Source organism: Spiroplasma endosymbiont of Lasioglossum villosulum (assembly GCF_964020195.1).
In the GTDB taxonomy this organism is placed as follows: Bacteria; Bacillota_I; Bacilli_A; order Mycoplasmatales; family VBWQ01; genus Spiroplasma_E; species Spiroplasma_E ixodetis_A.
Map to the genome: position 1 here is coordinate 98,742 of NZ_OZ026539.1, position 16,649 is coordinate 115,390.

The window sequence follows — 16,649 nt, forward strand, 5'->3', positions numbered from 1 at the left end:
TAAATTAAAGGTTTTTATTTTGTAATACCTATACTATTAATTATATGTAACTTGTTTATTATATTTTAAATATGAAAGTGGTTTTTTAAATAATTTTTTATTTTAGTTAAAATTACACTTATATATTTATATAATATATGCAGTAAATTATTTTTTTAAATTATTTACAATAAATTTAGAATTTTTTAAAATAGTTAGGAAAAAAAATATGAGTTTTAATTATTTATGAACTTTAAAAGAAGCAACAAAAAGAATGTATCAATCATTTAGAGATGATATAAAAAATCAATGAGAAAAAACAGATTGAAGAATATTAAAAGAAAGAGATAGAAAATATATTCCAGTTAAAATTAAAGAAAGAACTAGAAATACTATCAATGGTCTTGTTACTTATAAATGTCGTGATTATAAATATTATGATGAACAATTAAAAAAATGAGTAAGAGTTTGTTTATTAGATGAAGAATTAGAATTACCTAAATATAAAAGAACTTGTCAGGATATCAAAAATAATGTTATTGAACATTTTGCTGATGGAAAAAGATATGTTGATATTTTACATACTATGAAGCAAACAAAATTTAGTACAACAAGTATTAGTAGATTATTTCAAGAATATCAAGTTAATAAATTAAATGTTCCAAAAATAAAATTAGAACCAAATCAATTTATTTATATTAGTATTGATGATGGACATCGAAAATTTTGAAAATTTAAACGCAATTCTGGTAAATATTCAATGCGTTTAGTATTATTTTGTACAGATAATGTTAATCATAAATTAGTTAATAAAAGAGCAGATGTAATAATAAGACCAACAAAAACAGCAATTGGTGTTAAAAAAACTGCTGAATTTATCAAAGAACAAGGAAATAGATTTTTCGAAAATTTTGACCAAACAAAAATTATTATTTGTGGTGATAGTGCAGGATGAATTAAAGATGTAGCAGATTATTTAGGTGCGCAATTTGTTTTAGATAAATTTCATTTAGTTAAAAAATTATATGTTGGAATAATCGCTGGAAATAAAGGAAAATATTGAAACGAATATAATACTTGTAGAAATTTTATTGAAAATGGTCAATATGCTGAGTTAATAAAATATATGAATGAAATATTAAAAAACCATAAAAAATTAAAAAAACAATATTTTAAAAATAATAAACAAGGTATTGAAAATCAAGGTGCAAAGTGAAATATAGGTTGTTTTACAGAAGGTAATATTTGACATATTTTAAAAGAAATGCTTGGTAATAGAACTTATAACATAAATATTTATATTAAAATGGTTATTTTTAAATGTAATCAAATAAATTTAAAAACATAACTTAATTAATTTTTTTTATTAAAATTTTAAAAACTTATTAAATTAAAAGTTAATAAGAATTTTTGTTGTGTATAAATATTAATTTTTTTATTGATTTTTTCAATATTTGTATTTTAATTGAAATTAATTTAATTTAGTAGTAAGATATATTTACAATTGCATATAATTATAGTTATTTCTTGTCTATAATTTGAAAGAAATGTTTAAAAAGTAATTATATCCTCCGTTTTTGTTATCGTCCCTATATGGGAGGTTCCCAAAAAAGTAGGAAGATGAATTACTAGATAAATAAATTCTTTCCAATATTACTATTTAAAAATGATGATAGAAAAATTAAATTCTCTTTTACCCTTAAATTTATATTCGACGTATTTTAAAAAATATATATTTAAATAAAATAAAAATTATTCTCAAAGTTATTATTAAGGAAAAAGACAAGAAATAATCTTGTCTTTTTTTTGTAATTGTAAAATTTTAAAATTTTTAATAAACCTCTTTAACGCTATTATCAACACGTGTTAGGGAACTAAAAAAGTGAACTACAACACAGTTGTTAAAAATAGTAGCTAGAACATGTGGACTTGCATGGATAAATAAAAAGTGGAGTGATACCTAATAAAATATACTAACCATTTAATGGTAATTCTTGGGGTGGGAGCGAATTGGAAACTAGTATATATAGACCTGTTGTAGGGACCTATTGTATTAATTCTATTCTTTATTTAACCAACCTTGCCACCCCCCAGTGAGCAAGTGTTGGTTTTATTTTTTATTTTTTTTGAAAATTTTTTTGGGCGAGAAAATAAATTTCAAACTTGTAAAAAAAATTGAGCGGTGCCGGTTCAATTAAAATATTAATTTGTTTAACACAAATTAAATAAATATTGAATCGAATGCCTCGATTTCTTTTTAAAATTTCACAATTTATTTTTGAGCCCAGAATTTCTGAAATGAATAAAACTAATAGTAGTATTATTAATAATCTAAAAATCAAAATATATGTTCTTTATGCTATAAGCAACAGAACATATTAGGAAAGGATTATTATGCAAATAGAATTTAAAAAAGAACAAATTGTTAAAGATAAACCACAAGCTATTCTTATTGATTATGGTGAATATAAATTACAATGTCCAAAATGAATGGTTAAAAATAATAGTTTTATTGCTGATGATAAATATACATATTGAGTTTTTAATTTAGAAAATATTAAAAGAGAATTAAGTGGTAATGAATTAATAAAATTATTAGAACCATATATTAAAGACCAAAAAATAACTGTTAATAAACCAACTGCTTCAAAAGAATATTATCTTAATGATATAAAACTTGAACCATTAAAATTTTATGAACAGCATAATAGTTGATTTATGGGTGAAATAACAGATAACAAAACTAAAATTACTAATCCTTGTTTTAAATATAACATTACATGAGAAGAAAACAGAAAATGTTTTAAAATAAATAATCCATATAAACATGATGATTTACCAATTAATTATATAGTTACTTCTTATAAGGAAATTTCAACTCATAATGAAAAAGTATTTTTGTTGAACATGTAAACAAAATAAATTAGATTATTTATTCTTTAATACTAATGATATAAAAACAAGAAAATATTTTTTAAGAGATAAAAATAGTAAAACAATTTGTTACGACTGTATCTTAAATATTAGGTTAAGCAGGAGGTATAAATATGGATAAAGAAAAATTAATTTATTATCTTGATAATGAATTTATGGAATTACTTAAAGATGATATTAGTGATGAAATTAAAATTAATATTAGTAATTGAAAAATGAAATTAATAATGAGATTACAAGAAAAAATTAAAAATGGAAACTTTGATTAATAATGCAATATGACTTAATTATTGGAATTGACCCTGCTGGAATTGGTAATAATGGAATCGTTATATATTCAAATGAAACTAATAGTATTGTTTTAAATAAAACATTTAAAACAAAAACTATTTTAGAAAGTAAAGATTTTTATAAAATATATTTTCAAATAACTAAAAACAAATTTATTGATAAAAAAATATTAGTTATTGTAGAAAATTTCTTTTTAACTTCAAAACAATTATTAACTAATCCATTAGCAACTCCTAAAATTATTGGTGCATTAATGGTATTAGTAGAAGACGTTATGAATTGAGATTTTCAAGAAAACGAACCAAAAAATAAAACTAAAATAGAAAATTATAAAGGAAATATAAAATTTACAAAACATGAACAAGATGCATATAAACATATTCAATATTATTTAAGGAATTATAAAAATGAAAGATAAAGCAAATTATGTCAAATTAACAGTAAAACTGAGTAACACTATTGAAGCAAAATATTACGAAAAAGGTAATAAAGAATTATATTATAGTGTTCGTGGTCAATGAAATGGATTAAACTACGTTACTTTAATTTTTAATAACCCAAAACTTTATAGACGCTGTATTTTATTAAACAAAAATGATGAAATTATTGTAACTGGTCAAATCTTTAACACTTTAAACATTCCTAAAAATCGTGCATTTTGTTCAATAAATGTTAAATGATTTAAAAAATGAAAAGAGTAAAAAATGATATTATGAAAATTTTTATTAATAGTACCAATATTAATAACAAGTATAACACTAATAATATTTTTAATATTTATTATTAAAGAATTAAAAAATGAATATAAAGTATTAAAAATATTAAATGAAATTGCTAATCAAATTGAAAATAAGGAGAAATAATATGAAATATGAAGATAAATGTTCTATGTGCAATAAAGTAAAAGAAAACTTTTTATCCAATACCTGTAATAGTTGTTGATTAGAAGCAGTTAATAAATGAAATAGAAGAAGTTGAGGAAATTTAGGAGACTTTGATAATGAATAAAGAAAAATTACTTAAATATATGAAAGATATAATTAAATGAACTAAAAAAATTAATTATACAAACTCTGATTTTGACAAAAATATTTTAAATTTATTAATTGAAAAAATAGAAAAAGGTGAATTTGACTAATGATAATATTACCTACTTTGTTTGAAAATAAAGATGAAATTGAAATATTATCACCATTTCCAAAAGCAATTCATACAAGTAATGATATTAGAGCAATTATTTTAAGACAATACCCAAATGTTAAATCCAAACACATAATTGTTTCGGACCCAGAAAGTAATGTTGCATTAATAGTTGGTAATAATGATGTTTATCAAGGTTGAATTAAAGTAACAATTAAAAAATTAGAAAATTAAAGGAGAATAAAAAAATGAAAAAGGAAAAAATTAAAATTAGAAATTATGAATTTGAATTATATGAATATCAAGTAAATACTTTATTAGATATTGTAAGAGAAATGTTAAAAGTAAATAAAGGAGATTAAAATGCCAAACGAAAATACACAATCAAATTATACTTTAACTAAGTTAATTAGAACTGGTATAAGTCCAATTTGTGCAATGATTGGTACAAGTGCTTATTATGGTCAAGTAATTGCAAATCCAGTATTAGGTTCAATTAATAGTTTATTATTTGGTAAAAAATTAGGTTTAGATATATGAAATTTAAATCAAAGACCAAATACTAAAACTAAATTAATTAATAGTAGTAAAAAAATATTATTAGGTTTAGGAACAATTGGTTTAGCAAATTATAGTAAATGAACAGAAAATAATATTAGTCCTATTATTCCTACAACACCAACTCCAATAACTACTACAACTACAACAGAAGGTCCTCCATGATTACTATTAAATAAACAAGAAAATCAGTCATTAATGGATTGAGATACATATATTAGTTTAAATGCTTATGGTATATCAAATCTTATTAGTGGATTAACTGAGTTAATACCTAATAAATTTGAAACAATAAGAAAGATTTGTAATATGGCAACTGGTGGATGTTTAATATCAAGTGGAGTTGCTATGGGTATTAATAATGATTTTAATAATGCTTATGCAGTACCTACTATTATTGCAGGAATAAGTGAAATTATTCATAATTTATTACCAATGGAAACAACTAATCATATTGAAGAAATGCAAGAAACATCATTTAATAATGAAACTGCAAGATTAATTAATGATAATAGTTTCACAATTAATAGTGAAAGAACTAGTCAATATGGTAGTGATAATATGAGCGAAGTTCCATTAAATCATGATAATGCTTCACTAAATTGAGATTATAATCACATGAGTTTATAAAGGAGGTGAATAATTTATGAATAAAGAAAAATTACTTGAATATTATAATAATGAAATTCATACATATAAAGAGAGAATGGAACAATTAAATAAAGAAATTGCCTTATTAGTAAGCATTATAAGTAATTCAAAATCGATGATTGAAAGAATTAATGGTGGTCAATTTGATGAATAATTAAAAAATAAATAATTGAAAGGAAAATATTGAAATGAAAGAATTTTTACATGAATTAATAATTATTGGAACAAGTGTTGGAACATTAATTTGCAGAGAAATTATTGTTTTATTAAAAAGATTTATCACAACTCCAAAACATGTTAGAGCAAATAACAAAATTATAAAACATCAAAAAAAATTAGCAAAATTAAATGAAAAGATTAATAAAGGAGAAAAATAATATGACAAAAATTGAATTTAATGAAAAATATAGAAAACAAGATATTAGTATTGATAGAAATTTTGATTTACATATTAATAATTGTTTTAAATTTTCTGATATTGATACATTAGAAAATGCAGTTAATGATTATAAAAAATTAATAAGTGAAATACCACAATTAGTTAAAGATTGATTATTGGGATAAGATTAGGAGAATGTTAAATGTTAGAAAATAAAGATAATGTTCAACAAACAACTGAACCTTTAACTGAAAATAATGTTCAACAAGAAATAGAAAATAAAGTTAATGAAGCAGAAAATAAGTTAAATAAACTTAATCAAGAAATTAAAGAAAAAGAAATAATTAATATATTTAAAAAATATCAAGTTAAAACTGAATTTTATGATTATTTAAAATTTAAAACTAATAATTTAGAAAATTCAAAAATTGAAGAAACTATTAAAAAAATGATTAAAGAACAACCAGTATTTAAAGAAACAATTAATACAGGTGGAAATAAACAAATAATTATTAATAATAAAACAAATGATAAAGAAAATTTTTTAATTAATTATAAAAAGAAAAATTATTTATAAACGAAAGGAAGAAATAAAATGTCAGTACCATTTAATCAAAATTTAGACAATACAGAGAGATTAGTAGAAGCGCCAGAATTTATAGAATTTTTTAAAATTTCAAATAGTCCATGAGCAAACTTTTTCCCTACTGAAATTGTTGACTCAGTAAATATTGAGTTTATTGTTAAAAAACCAAAAAAACCAGAAGTAAAAATTATTGCTTGAGATGATAAAAGTAAAAGATATGAATTACCATATGTTGATACAGATAAAATTAGTAAAAAAATAACTAAAAAATATCTTGCAGGAGAAATTATTGCAGATGTAGATTTAAAAGCAAATAATGGACAAAATTTATTAGATAGTATGCAATATGAAGTTGCAAATGATTTAGCAGATAAATTGGCAATTGATGATACACAAGCAATTGCAAAATTTGCTACTAAAATCGATATTGAAGATACAACACCAGTAGACTATTTAAAATCAATGTTATCTGCTTGAAATACTTTGTTTCAATTTAGAAACATTGCAAATAGTAAATTTTTTATTACTAATGGTCTTTATGATAGTTTAGTTTATTTAGCAGATAATAAAGGTTTAATTACCGATAATCAGTTGGCACAACAATTACGTTTAAATGGAAATAATTTATATGTAAAAGGTGTATTATGTGAAATTGTTCTTGATGATTATATGATTTTTACTAATGATAAAAATGAACAACAATTAATGACCTTTATTTTAGCAACACCAAGAGCGATGAAAAGATATATGATAGAAAATACAGTTATTTATGTAGATTTTATTAAAGATGATAAAGCAGGAAGAGCATATAAAGTTGCTGGTGAAGTTGTTGGAGAAGCAATACCATATATTTCTAATAATGAAACAACATCACGTTGAATGTTATGTGGAGTTATTAAAACAGAAAAAACTGATTTAAAAACTAAAATTACAAGTTTAACAACTGATATTACTGCAAATGTTAATAACAATAATAGTGAATTAAATACACAAATAAAAAGTACTAATGAACTTAAATCATTAAATCCAAATTTAACAAATCCAACTATTAAATATTTTAGTGATGCACAAGGAAAAACTAATGTAAGTAATCAAAAACAAAAAGCAGGTGACTTATATATAACCATTACTGCTAATGTTAATGACTTAAATTATAAAGGAACAACAAATCCAATTAAAATAACTCTTAAATAAAGGAAATTAATATTATGCCAATCGGTACAACTAGTACAGCAATACTTTTAAACATAAATAAACCAAAACATACTAGAACAAGTAACCAACAAGAAAACAAAAGTTTTTGATGAGAAATTTTAGAAATGATTGGTGTACAAGTTATAGCAGTAGCACTTGCTCCTTTTACTGGTGGATTAAGTGAAAGTTTTGCACTTGGATTAGGTGCAAGTGATTTAGTTGCTAGTATTAGTGCTGTTGGTGTAGAGTTTTTAACTGATTTTACTATTAATCAAGTTTATGATTATTTAAAAGGAAATGTAACAAAATTAAATACTTTCTTTAATATACTTCCTGCATTTGCTGGACTTAATAAAATTAGTCGTGGTTATCGTACAAGTAAATTTATTAAACTAGCACAAAAAACTAAAACATTAGAACAAGTGGGAATTAAAGAAGCAAAAAATTTACAAGAAATTATTAGTCAAGTAAGTGGAAAAGAAATTTTAACAGATAAAATTATTGGTAATAAACGTTATTTAATGAATTATAGTTTTACTCCTAATCGTGAAACAGTATTACGAGATTTAGGTTATGTTGCTGAAAGACAATATAAAAATAATTTTCAAAAATTAGAAGCACAAGAGTTAAAAGATTACTTATTATTACAAAATACATTAATAAAACTAAGTCCACAATTAACTCCTAAATTTAAAATTAAAGATATTGAAAAAGCAAATAACTTTTTAAAAAAATTTAATACTGATTTAAAAGAAGTATTAAAAATGAATCAACATGATTGATTAAATTTAGTTCATACAATACATACAGAAAATAGATATGGAAAAACTTTAATTTTAGATTTACAAAAAATTCGTGCTAATGCTATTAAATTTAATTTTAAAAATAATGTTATTCATCAACTTGTTTTAAAAGCAAATCAAACTTTTAAATATTTTGATATTAGATTTTATTTAAAAAAAGGTTTAAATAAATTTTGAAAAGATACACCATATTTTGAAAAAATACGAGAAAGTATATATAAATTACAAGAAAAATTTGAAAAGTTAGAAAAACAAGTATTTGAAAAAATTCAGAAATTAAAAGAAAAAGCAACTAATTTATTTACTAGTGCAGAAAAAAGAGCAATTAAACACGCACAATTAATTCCATTAAATTCACCAGTATTTATGGGTTGTAAAATTCAACCTTTGTCATTAAATAAATGTGCAATTACTATTTATCATCGCAATCCTAAATATAAATCAATTACAGTTGTTGATAGTATTCTTAAAGCAAAAACTTTTGTTACTCAAATACATCCATTCCATTGATATCGTTGATATAGTGGTTGATACATTGGTTATGGTGTTAATCATAATAAATGATTAAAAGCAATAGCATTTGCTCCACCAGTGGTACAACAAGTAATTAGAGATAGTTTTAAAGTATATAGAGAAATATTTAGAACTATTAGAACTTATCATAAAGTAGTAAATATTATTAATAATCCTATTGAAAATATTAACAAATCATTTAAAAATGTTGGTTTAAAATTTAGTGTTAATACTTTATTTGGTACTGGATTATTACATCATTTAGAAAAATTTGCATATAGTCAAGTTGTAACAAAAAGTAAGAAAAATTTAAAAAAAGGTAAAAATAAAATACAAAAAGAAATTGAACATATAACACATAAAAAAACAAAAAAACATACTCATCATTATAAACAAGCATTTTTTAAGGAATGATAAATTATGATTAATAAACTTTGAACTGATGTCAGTCTTGAAAATTATAATAACTGATATCCATTAACTGGAAAAATTACAGAAACGCCACAGCAATATATACAAACATGACCAAATGCTAATGATTGATTTAAAACATTTGCTATTCGTGCTCAAAATGATATTAATGCTTATCTTAATTTTATTTTATCTAAATTTCCTTTTGATAGTTTTAAAGATGAATTAATTAAAGAAACATTAAGAGATATGGTTTATGTAATGGTAGAACATTGAGTATTTAATCGTACACCAATTGAATTTAATGTTGATGCTACTATTCAATTTAATAATGGTAATCAATTTAGTGCAAGTAGTATTCCTACAATTAATGTTTGAGATTTAGCACCTAGTAGAATGAAAATATGGGCAAGACTAACAGAATTAAAACAAATATTTTCAAGTTATAATGATGATGAAATAGATGTTGAAAAAATTGACTTAAAAGCATTTTATACTAGAAATCAAGTTGATGAATTAATTGAACAACAAAAAGAATTTACATTATTAAAACAAATTAAATTATATGATGATTTAGTTGATGATAATGAAAATGAAATATATAGAGGTCCTGTTAGTAAATTTATTAATAAAGGTTATGTTGCAACTGATTATGATAAAGAAACTGAAACAATGATTTTAGATTGACCTGATGAAATTGGTACATTACCCCCCGAAGCATTACAAAATAATCCACAAATTGGTGATTATACACATGCACCAACTTGTGATTTTTCTGCTAAACAACAAAAACGAATTACTACTAATGAAAATGAAATTACCAAATTAAATACTGAATTAATTAAAGCAAATGAAAATATTAATGATGTTAAAAATAATTGATTTAATATTGAAACTAGTCCTTTATGAAAAAAAGTTGAAAATAATAATATAGAAATATTTAAATGATATTTTATTAAAATCAGTTATCAATATTTAACAGAAAATAACTTTATGAAATTTTATAAAGTAATTAAAATTTATTTAAATAATGTTTTTAATGAATTTGAATTGCTAAATGTTGATTCCATGACGTATAGTGAACAAATCCAAAATAAAAGAATTTTAAATACCGGAACGATTTACTATGACAATAGAAATAAAAAATTTAGGGGTGGTGGTAATTCCTATCCTGAACGTGGAAAAATTAATTTAATTGGTGATATAGAAGAAATATATCAATATCAAGGAATAGATACACCAACTGAATTTATAACAGAAGAAAGTACTGAACATGATTATTACACAAAACTAGAAACTAATAATTTATTAGATAAAAAGCAAAATATCAATGATGATGCTTTACAAACAGTTTCTAAACAAATCGTTCCTGCAATTAATGAAATCAATAATAAAATTCCTAATTTATCTGATTATTATAAAAAAGAAGAAGTAGATAAAAAATTAGAAGATGTAAAATCACAATTTCCTATTGCATTTCAAATAAATACTATTAGTGCAGAAATTCCTAATTTAGAAACTACTGATAAAACTATTGTCGGTGCTATTAATGAATTAAAAGAAAAAATAAAAGATAAAAAATTTTCAAATGATTATTTTAAATATAATACTGAAACAAATGAAATTGCATTAAATGATGAAGAAAATTCATTACTTTGTAAAGATTTATTAGAAAATAATGAATATAAATTATTAAAAACTCAAAATAAAAAATTATTACAAGCCATTAATGAAATATTAGAAAAACAACCACAACCCAGTCCAAGTGGTTCAAATTGAAAAGAAGTAGGTAAAGTCGTAGTAGATAAAAATAATATTACACATATAGAATATATATTTAAAGATAAAACACATTATAGAATATATTATAGTTTTGGTGATTATACTAGTAAAGAAAATAATAAAAATTATAGTTGACAAATAATTAATTTTTATTATCAATTAGATACAAATGTTTTAAAAAGTAGTTTATGAATATCAAATAATAATGTTAATGCGGATACTGAAATTAATATTTATAATAATAGAATAATGTGGGGTATGGGTAGAGATTATATTTTTAAAAAATTAGAAGAATTACAGGAATAATATTATGTTTTTTAAAATTATAAAAATTATTTTAGGTTTAATTGGAGTAATTCTATCATCTGCAACTGCTGGCTTAATTATATTTATTATTGTCAAAATTATATTAAAAATTAATCAAATATTTTAAAGAAAGGTGGTAAATATTATGTTAGGTAGATTTTTTAGAAGAGATAAAATAAATACTAGTGATAATCAAAATGAAAAAGTAAAATTTTTAACTAATAAACACAAAAGTACGCATGCTTCAATTTTAAATTATTTTGGTTTTAATGATTTTAATCATGAGACATATTTTACTGATTTTGTGGCAGAAAATAATGCTAATTTATATAATGCTCCATTAGAAATAAATAATGAAACTATTAAACAATACTTAATTCAACAAGAATTTTACAGAAAAAATTGAAATTCTATTTTTAAATTAAGTAAATTAGGAATTAGTGGTTATTTAATTTATATTGCTAATGATGACTTATATTTTCAAGTAGTAGATATTCAACAAAGAGTTTATGATATTACTGGTAAATTAATTCAATGTACTATTTTTTATGATAACTATGAACAAAATGTACAAACAGTAAGACTATTTGAAGTTTATACATTAAACAATGAAGAAGTAACAATTAATCGTGCAATTTATAGTATTAGTGATAATAAAAAACAATTTCCATTAGATTTTAAATTATATATTAATAATCCTAATTTAGCACAAGAACAAACACTAAATATTAACTATATACCAATAGCAATTATGAGAAATAAAGCAAATGAGCTAGCAGATTGTAATAAAGTAATGGATAAAATTAAAGCATTAGATGTTATTTATGAACAAATTGTTTTAGATACCATTTTAAATTCACCTAAATTTATATTTAGTCAAACTTATGGCAATGTTCAATCTTTAATAGAAGACGCAGTAAGAACTTTGGTTACTAAAAATTACATATTTAAAAGTGGTGGAGATAATAATGAACAAAATGAAAATATTAATATGACAAATAGTAATTTTAAAGGTAAAAATTTAACTGATATATACGATTGAAATGTTAATGAAATATTTAAACGTTGTGGTATTCATATACCAAGTCAAAAGAAATCAGCACAACAATCAGTTCCAGAAAGTACAGCTGTAAATATTTCAACTATTAATTATATTGAACAAAAGTTATGACAATTTAATATTGATATTCTTAAATTTATTCAAATATTAGTACGTTTAGATAAAGACTTATTAAGTAGTAAAACATTTAATATTAATGATGAACAAGAAATTAATAATTTAACTGTTAAATTAAAATTATTTAACCCCAAAAATAACCAATTAATAGGAGAGAACAATGGAAAACAACAACAAACCACAAACGAAATTTCCACAGAAACAAACTAAACTTAATCAAGCAGAATTAGAAAATGATTATTTAATTGATAATATTCCTTATGACTTTACTAATATGATGAGAGCTACTAGTGACCCTGATATTAATAGAGCATATGATGAATTTAAAAAAAGAACAATTTATATTTATGAAATTGAACGTTTATTTAAAAATAATGAAAATAATAGTTTAAGATTTTCAGCAAATACTATTAAAATTGGTTTTATTGATATTGAGAAAGTATTAAAAACTACTGCTGTTGAAACATCAGACTTTACTATGCAATTAAATCAAAGAGCAAGTACTAATATTAATGATAATACAATTGAATATAGTATGACTGATATTAAAAATTTAATTTTTCAAGAAATAAATTTATTAAATCAATTTAAGTTATATGCTGTATCTATTAATGAACCCTTAACTGAAAATAATATTGATAATTTATATATTATTAATAATTATTCACAACCTTATCAAAATCCAAAAACAAGAAGTACTAAAAGTATAACTATTATTAAAATTAAAGATTTTAAAACAAGAGATGGTTATCCAATCATAATTAAATTACAAAAACCATTAGATAAAGATACAAAAGTTACTGGTTTAAAAATTAAAGCCCCTAGAAGCATGATTTTTGGCAATATAAAGGTACTTGGTGAAGTTGACAATATGGAAGTATACCCAAAGTTATTTATTAAAGATAAGATAGCATTTCCGTTGTTATCAATGCCTATTGAAACTCAACCAAAAGTTAGAATATTACAACAATGATTTAGTGAACAAATTTTACCTTGAAATTTAGCAAAACAATTTATTGGGCAAGAAAAATCAGTTTTAGATTTAATTGCTATTAGTGGGGGTAAAGAAACAAGAAAAGAAGTAATTAATAATGCAAGAGTAACTGATACTTGATTAGGTTGAGAAATGGGTGGTATTTGAAATGGTAATTGACCATTAAAACATGAAATACATTTAGAAGATAAAAAAGTTTTATCTTTTAATAATGAGGGATGATATGTTTATCTTGCAACCAATAATAGATTTAAAAGTATAGAAATTGAAATAAAAGATGCACCAACAATTGATAGTTTACAAAAATTATTATTAGATATGTTAAGTTATACATATAACTATAATAGAAATTTCGAAGGTGCAGATTATGATGATAAAGGTAAACCAAAAAATAAAATAGCAGAATTAAGAAAAAAATTTGAAGGTCAAAAACCCGATGAAGTAATTACCAACTTATTTAGGCAATGAGAGTTAGATTATCCAAATTATGTTAATTTATCACAAGTTAAAATATTTAAACAAATATTTACTATGTTATCAAAATATATTTATTCATCATTATCAATAAATAAAGGATTAAATGATGATAATAAAATTTTATTGCCATATTATTTTGAATTACAATCAAGTCCAATACAACCTAGTGAAAATGATATTTGACAGTATAAGGATATAAAAGTAATATTAAAATCTGTATATTTTGATTTTACTGATGTTAATAACATTAAACTAAAAAATAATGATATTAGTCAAAATGAATTATTTAAATTAGATGATAATCAATTTAATTGATTATCAATAACAAATGAATTAGAAAGTAATAATATACCTTCATTAATTCCTGCTGATTGAACATTAGCTAATGGTGAATATGGAAAATATTTTACAAAATTAATTATTCATAATAATAAAATTGAAAATGCTTTAAATTTATATGGTTCAAATAAATCAAAATTATTTTCTAAATTAGAATTTTATAAAGAAATTTCTAAAATTGAAAATGTTAATGAATTTGAATTACTAATTGAAAATCCAATTAATAATTTAAATCGGATTGAAATAAGTGGTATTTTTGGTGCTGGTAACTATGATTTAATTTTAATTACCGATAAACAAGAAATAAACCTACAAAATATTAATTTATTTGATAAATATAATGAAAATATTTCTTATATTAACTTAGAAATATAAATTATTTATTAAAATATCCATTAGGATATTTACCATTTCATATTATATCTGTAGTGTAATATCAATTTTGAAAAGATATATCAAATTTTCTTCTTAATGGTTCATCTGCAAAATATAACTCAAATTTATAATCTTTTTTTAAAGTATCATTAGGATTAGTTGTTCAAATAGTTTGAACAACTCATTCAACTTGTTTATGTGGAGTTAAAAAATATTTAACTCCACTAACATTATGGGTAAGCACCCCCATGATTAATCCTATTGTTCCAGTTGTTGTACCAGTTAATGCTAATGCTAATGTTATTTTACTTAAATTTGTTTTTATTCATGTTTTCATATTAAATTCTCCTTTTTTTCCTTGATTTTACTTATAAATTGTACTATTTTTGATTATTTTTACAAGTATGCTTTTAAATGCAAAATAAACGCCTAAATTAAAGGTTTTTATTTTGTAATACCTATACTATTAATTATATGTAACTTGTTTATTATATTTTAAATATGAAAGTGGTTTTTTAAATAATTTTTTATTTTAGTTAAAATTACACTTATATATTTATATAATATATGCAGTAAATTATTTTTTTAAATTATTTACAATAAATTTAGAATTTTTTAAAATAGTTAGGAAAAAAAATATGAGTTTTAATTATTTATGAACTTTAAAAGAAGCAACAAAAAGAATGTATCAATCATTTAGAGATGATATAAAAAATCAATGAGAAAAAACAGATTGAAGAATATTAAAAGAAAGAGATAGAAAATATATTCCAGTTAAAATTAAAGAAAGAACTAGAAATACTATCAATGGTCTTGTTACTTATAAATGTCGTGATTATAAATATTATGATGAACAATTAAAAAAATGAGTAAGAGTTTGTTTATTAGATGAAGAATTAGAATTACCTAAATATAAAAGAACTTGTCAGGATATCAAAAATAATGTTATTGAACATTTTGCTGATGGAAAAAGATATGTTGATATTTTACATACTATGAAGCAAACAAAATTTAGTACAACAAGTATTAGTAGATTATTTCAAGAATATCAAGTTAATAAATTAAATGTTCCAAAAATAAAATTAGAACCAAATCAATTTATTTATATTAGTATTGATGATGGACATCGAAAATTTTGAAAATTTAAACGCAATTCTGGTAAATATTCAATGCGTTTAGTATTATTTTGTACAGATAATGTTAATCATAAATTAGTTAATAAAAGAGCAGATGTAATAATAAGACCAACAAAAACAGCAATTGGTGTTAAAAAAACTGCTGAATTTATCAAAGAACAAGGAAATAGATTTTTCGAAAATTTTGACCAAACAAAAATTATTATTTGTGGTGATAGTGCAGGATGAATTAAAGATGTAGCAGATTATTTAGGTGCGCAATTTGTTTTAGATAAATTTCATTTAGTTAAAAAATTATATGTTGGAATAATCGCTGGAAATAAAGGAAAATATTGAAACGAATATAATACTTGTAGAAATTTTATTGAAAATGGTCAATATGCTGAGTTAATAAAATATATGAATGAAATATTAAAAAACCATAAAAAATTAAAAAAACAATATTTTAAAAATAATAAACAAGGTATTGAAAATCAAGGTGCAAAGTGAAATATAGGTTGTTTTACAGAAGGTAATATTTGACATATTTTAAAAGAAATGCTTGGTAATAGAACTTATAACATAAATATTTATATTAAAATGGTTATTTTTAAATGTAATCAAATAAATTTAAAAACATAACTT

At 21.7% G+C, this 16,649-nt stretch carries 23 protein-coding genes; 22 read left to right on the forward strand and 1 reads right to left on the reverse strand.

Translation table 4 applies throughout. The annotated features are described in order from the left end of the window. Positions 1-208: 208 nt before the first annotated feature. The 21 genes from AACK81_RS00525 (at position 209) to AACK81_RS00625 (ending at position 14,889) form a co-directional block, all read left to right on the forward strand. The gene (locus tag AACK81_RS00525) at positions 209-1,327 is read left to right on the forward strand and encodes an Mbov_0401 family ICE element transposase-like protein (RefSeq protein WP_338961714.1); all 1,119 of its coding nucleotides are present in this window, start codon (positions 209-211) and stop codon (positions 1,325-1,327) included. Positions 1,328-2,373: 1,046 nt separating this feature from the next. Beyond that, positions 2,374-2,892, forward strand: a complete 519-nt coding sequence (locus AACK81_RS00530; RefSeq protein ID WP_338961702.1) for a hypothetical protein — start codon at positions 2,374-2,376, stop codon at positions 2,890-2,892. Next, entirely contained in the window at positions 2,864-3,034 is a 171-nt protein-coding gene (locus AACK81_RS00535) for a hypothetical protein (protein ID WP_338961476.1), read from the forward strand. Before AACK81_RS00530 ends, AACK81_RS00535 begins: the two co-directional genes overlap by 29 nt. Further along, positions 3,027-3,182 (forward strand): hypothetical protein, encoded by a 156-nt coding sequence (locus AACK81_RS00540; RefSeq protein ID WP_338961479.1) that lies wholly within the window; start codon positions 3,027-3,029, stop codon positions 3,180-3,182. Before AACK81_RS00535 ends, AACK81_RS00540 begins: the two co-directional genes overlap by 8 nt. Before the next feature lie 2 nt (positions 3,183-3,184). Continuing rightward, positions 3,185-3,622: a hypothetical protein gene (locus AACK81_RS00545; protein WP_338961703.1), complete on the forward strand. Its 438-nt coding sequence runs from the start codon at positions 3,185-3,187 to the stop codon at positions 3,620-3,622. Beyond that, entirely contained in the window at positions 3,612-3,905 is a 294-nt protein-coding gene (locus AACK81_RS00550; protein WP_338961240.1) for a hypothetical protein, read from the forward strand. Before AACK81_RS00545 ends, AACK81_RS00550 begins: the two co-directional genes overlap by 11 nt. A gap of 3 nt (positions 3,906-3,908) precedes the next feature. After that, entirely contained in the window at positions 3,909-4,067 is a 159-nt protein-coding gene (locus AACK81_RS00555) for a hypothetical protein (protein WP_338961242.1), read from the forward strand. Position 4,068: 1 nt separating this feature from the next. Continuing rightward, complete coding sequence (locus AACK81_RS00560) at positions 4,069-4,212, forward strand: hypothetical protein (RefSeq protein WP_338961243.1); 144 nt, start codon at positions 4,069-4,071, stop codon at positions 4,210-4,212. After that, entirely contained in the window at positions 4,205-4,342 is a 138-nt protein-coding gene (locus tag AACK81_RS00565; protein WP_281747958.1) for a hypothetical protein, read from the forward strand. Before AACK81_RS00560 ends, AACK81_RS00565 begins: the two co-directional genes overlap by 8 nt. After that, on the forward strand, positions 4,342-4,578 hold the full coding sequence (locus tag AACK81_RS00570) for a hypothetical protein (protein ID WP_338961704.1): 237 nt from the start codon (positions 4,342-4,344) through the stop codon (positions 4,576-4,578). Before AACK81_RS00565 ends, AACK81_RS00570 begins: the two co-directional genes overlap by 1 nt. Positions 4,579-4,707: 129 nt before the next feature. After that, on the forward strand, positions 4,708-5,532 hold the full coding sequence (locus tag AACK81_RS00575; protein ID WP_338961705.1) for a hypothetical protein: 825 nt from the start codon (positions 4,708-4,710) through the stop codon (positions 5,530-5,532). Positions 5,533-5,548: 16 nt separating this feature from the next. Next, complete coding sequence (locus tag AACK81_RS00580; RefSeq protein WP_338961498.1) at positions 5,549-5,707, forward strand: hypothetical protein; 159 nt, start codon at positions 5,549-5,551, stop codon at positions 5,705-5,707. 34 nt (positions 5,708-5,741) lie between these two features. Beyond that, positions 5,742-5,930: a hypothetical protein gene (locus AACK81_RS00585; protein WP_174481134.1), complete on the forward strand. Its 189-nt coding sequence runs from the start codon at positions 5,742-5,744 to the stop codon at positions 5,928-5,930. 1 nt (position 5,931) lies between these two features. Further along, positions 5,932-6,117 carry a hypothetical protein gene (locus AACK81_RS00590; protein WP_338961706.1) on the forward strand — a complete coding sequence of 62 codons (186 nt, stop codon included), beginning with the start codon at positions 5,932-5,934 and terminating at the stop codon, positions 6,115-6,117. Positions 6,118-6,134: 17 nt separating this feature from the next. Continuing rightward, on the forward strand, positions 6,135-6,509 hold the full coding sequence (locus AACK81_RS00595) for a hypothetical protein (protein WP_338961707.1): 375 nt from the start codon (positions 6,135-6,137) through the stop codon (positions 6,507-6,509). An 18-nt stretch (positions 6,510-6,527) separates the two neighbouring features. Next, a complete protein-coding gene (locus AACK81_RS00600; protein WP_338961708.1) occupies positions 6,528-7,712 on the forward strand; it encodes a hypothetical protein in 1,185 nt (394 codons plus the stop codon). A 14-nt stretch (positions 7,713-7,726) separates the two neighbouring features. Continuing rightward, positions 7,727-9,445, forward strand: a complete 1,719-nt coding sequence (locus AACK81_RS00605) for a hypothetical protein (protein ID WP_338961709.1) — start codon at positions 7,727-7,729, stop codon at positions 9,443-9,445. 3 nt (positions 9,446-9,448) lie between these two features. After that, positions 9,449-11,527 (forward strand): hypothetical protein, encoded by a 2,079-nt coding sequence (locus AACK81_RS00610; RefSeq protein ID WP_338961710.1) that lies wholly within the window; start codon positions 9,449-9,451, stop codon positions 11,525-11,527. Between the two features lie 4 nt (positions 11,528-11,531). After that, the gene (locus AACK81_RS00615) at positions 11,532-11,654 is read left to right on the forward strand and encodes a hypothetical protein (protein WP_255495924.1); all 123 of its coding nucleotides are present in this window, start codon (positions 11,532-11,534) and stop codon (positions 11,652-11,654) included. Between the two features lie 18 nt (positions 11,655-11,672). Beyond that, on the forward strand, positions 11,673-12,914 hold the full coding sequence (locus AACK81_RS00620) for a hypothetical protein (RefSeq protein ID WP_338961711.1): 1,242 nt from the start codon (positions 11,673-11,675) through the stop codon (positions 12,912-12,914). Beyond that, entirely contained in the window at positions 12,865-14,889 is a 2,025-nt protein-coding gene (locus AACK81_RS00625) for a hypothetical protein (protein WP_338961712.1), read from the forward strand. The genes AACK81_RS00620 and AACK81_RS00625 overlap by 50 nt, the downstream gene beginning before the upstream one ends. Position 14,890: 1 nt before the next feature. On the opposite strand, the gene AACK81_RS00630 is transcribed toward AACK81_RS00625, so the two are convergent. Further along, positions 14,891-15,226 carry a hypothetical protein gene (locus AACK81_RS00630; RefSeq protein ID WP_338961713.1) on the reverse strand — a complete coding sequence of 112 codons (336 nt, stop codon included), beginning with the start codon at positions 15,224-15,226 and terminating at the stop codon, positions 14,891-14,893. Positions 15,227-15,527: 301 nt separating this feature from the next. Here AACK81_RS00630 and AACK81_RS00635 point away from each other — a divergent pair, with 301 nt between their 5' ends. Then, positions 15,528-16,646: an Mbov_0401 family ICE element transposase-like protein gene (locus AACK81_RS00635; protein ID WP_338961714.1), complete on the forward strand. Its 1,119-nt coding sequence runs from the start codon at positions 15,528-15,530 to the stop codon at positions 16,644-16,646. Positions 16,647-16,649 lie beyond the last annotated feature (3 nt).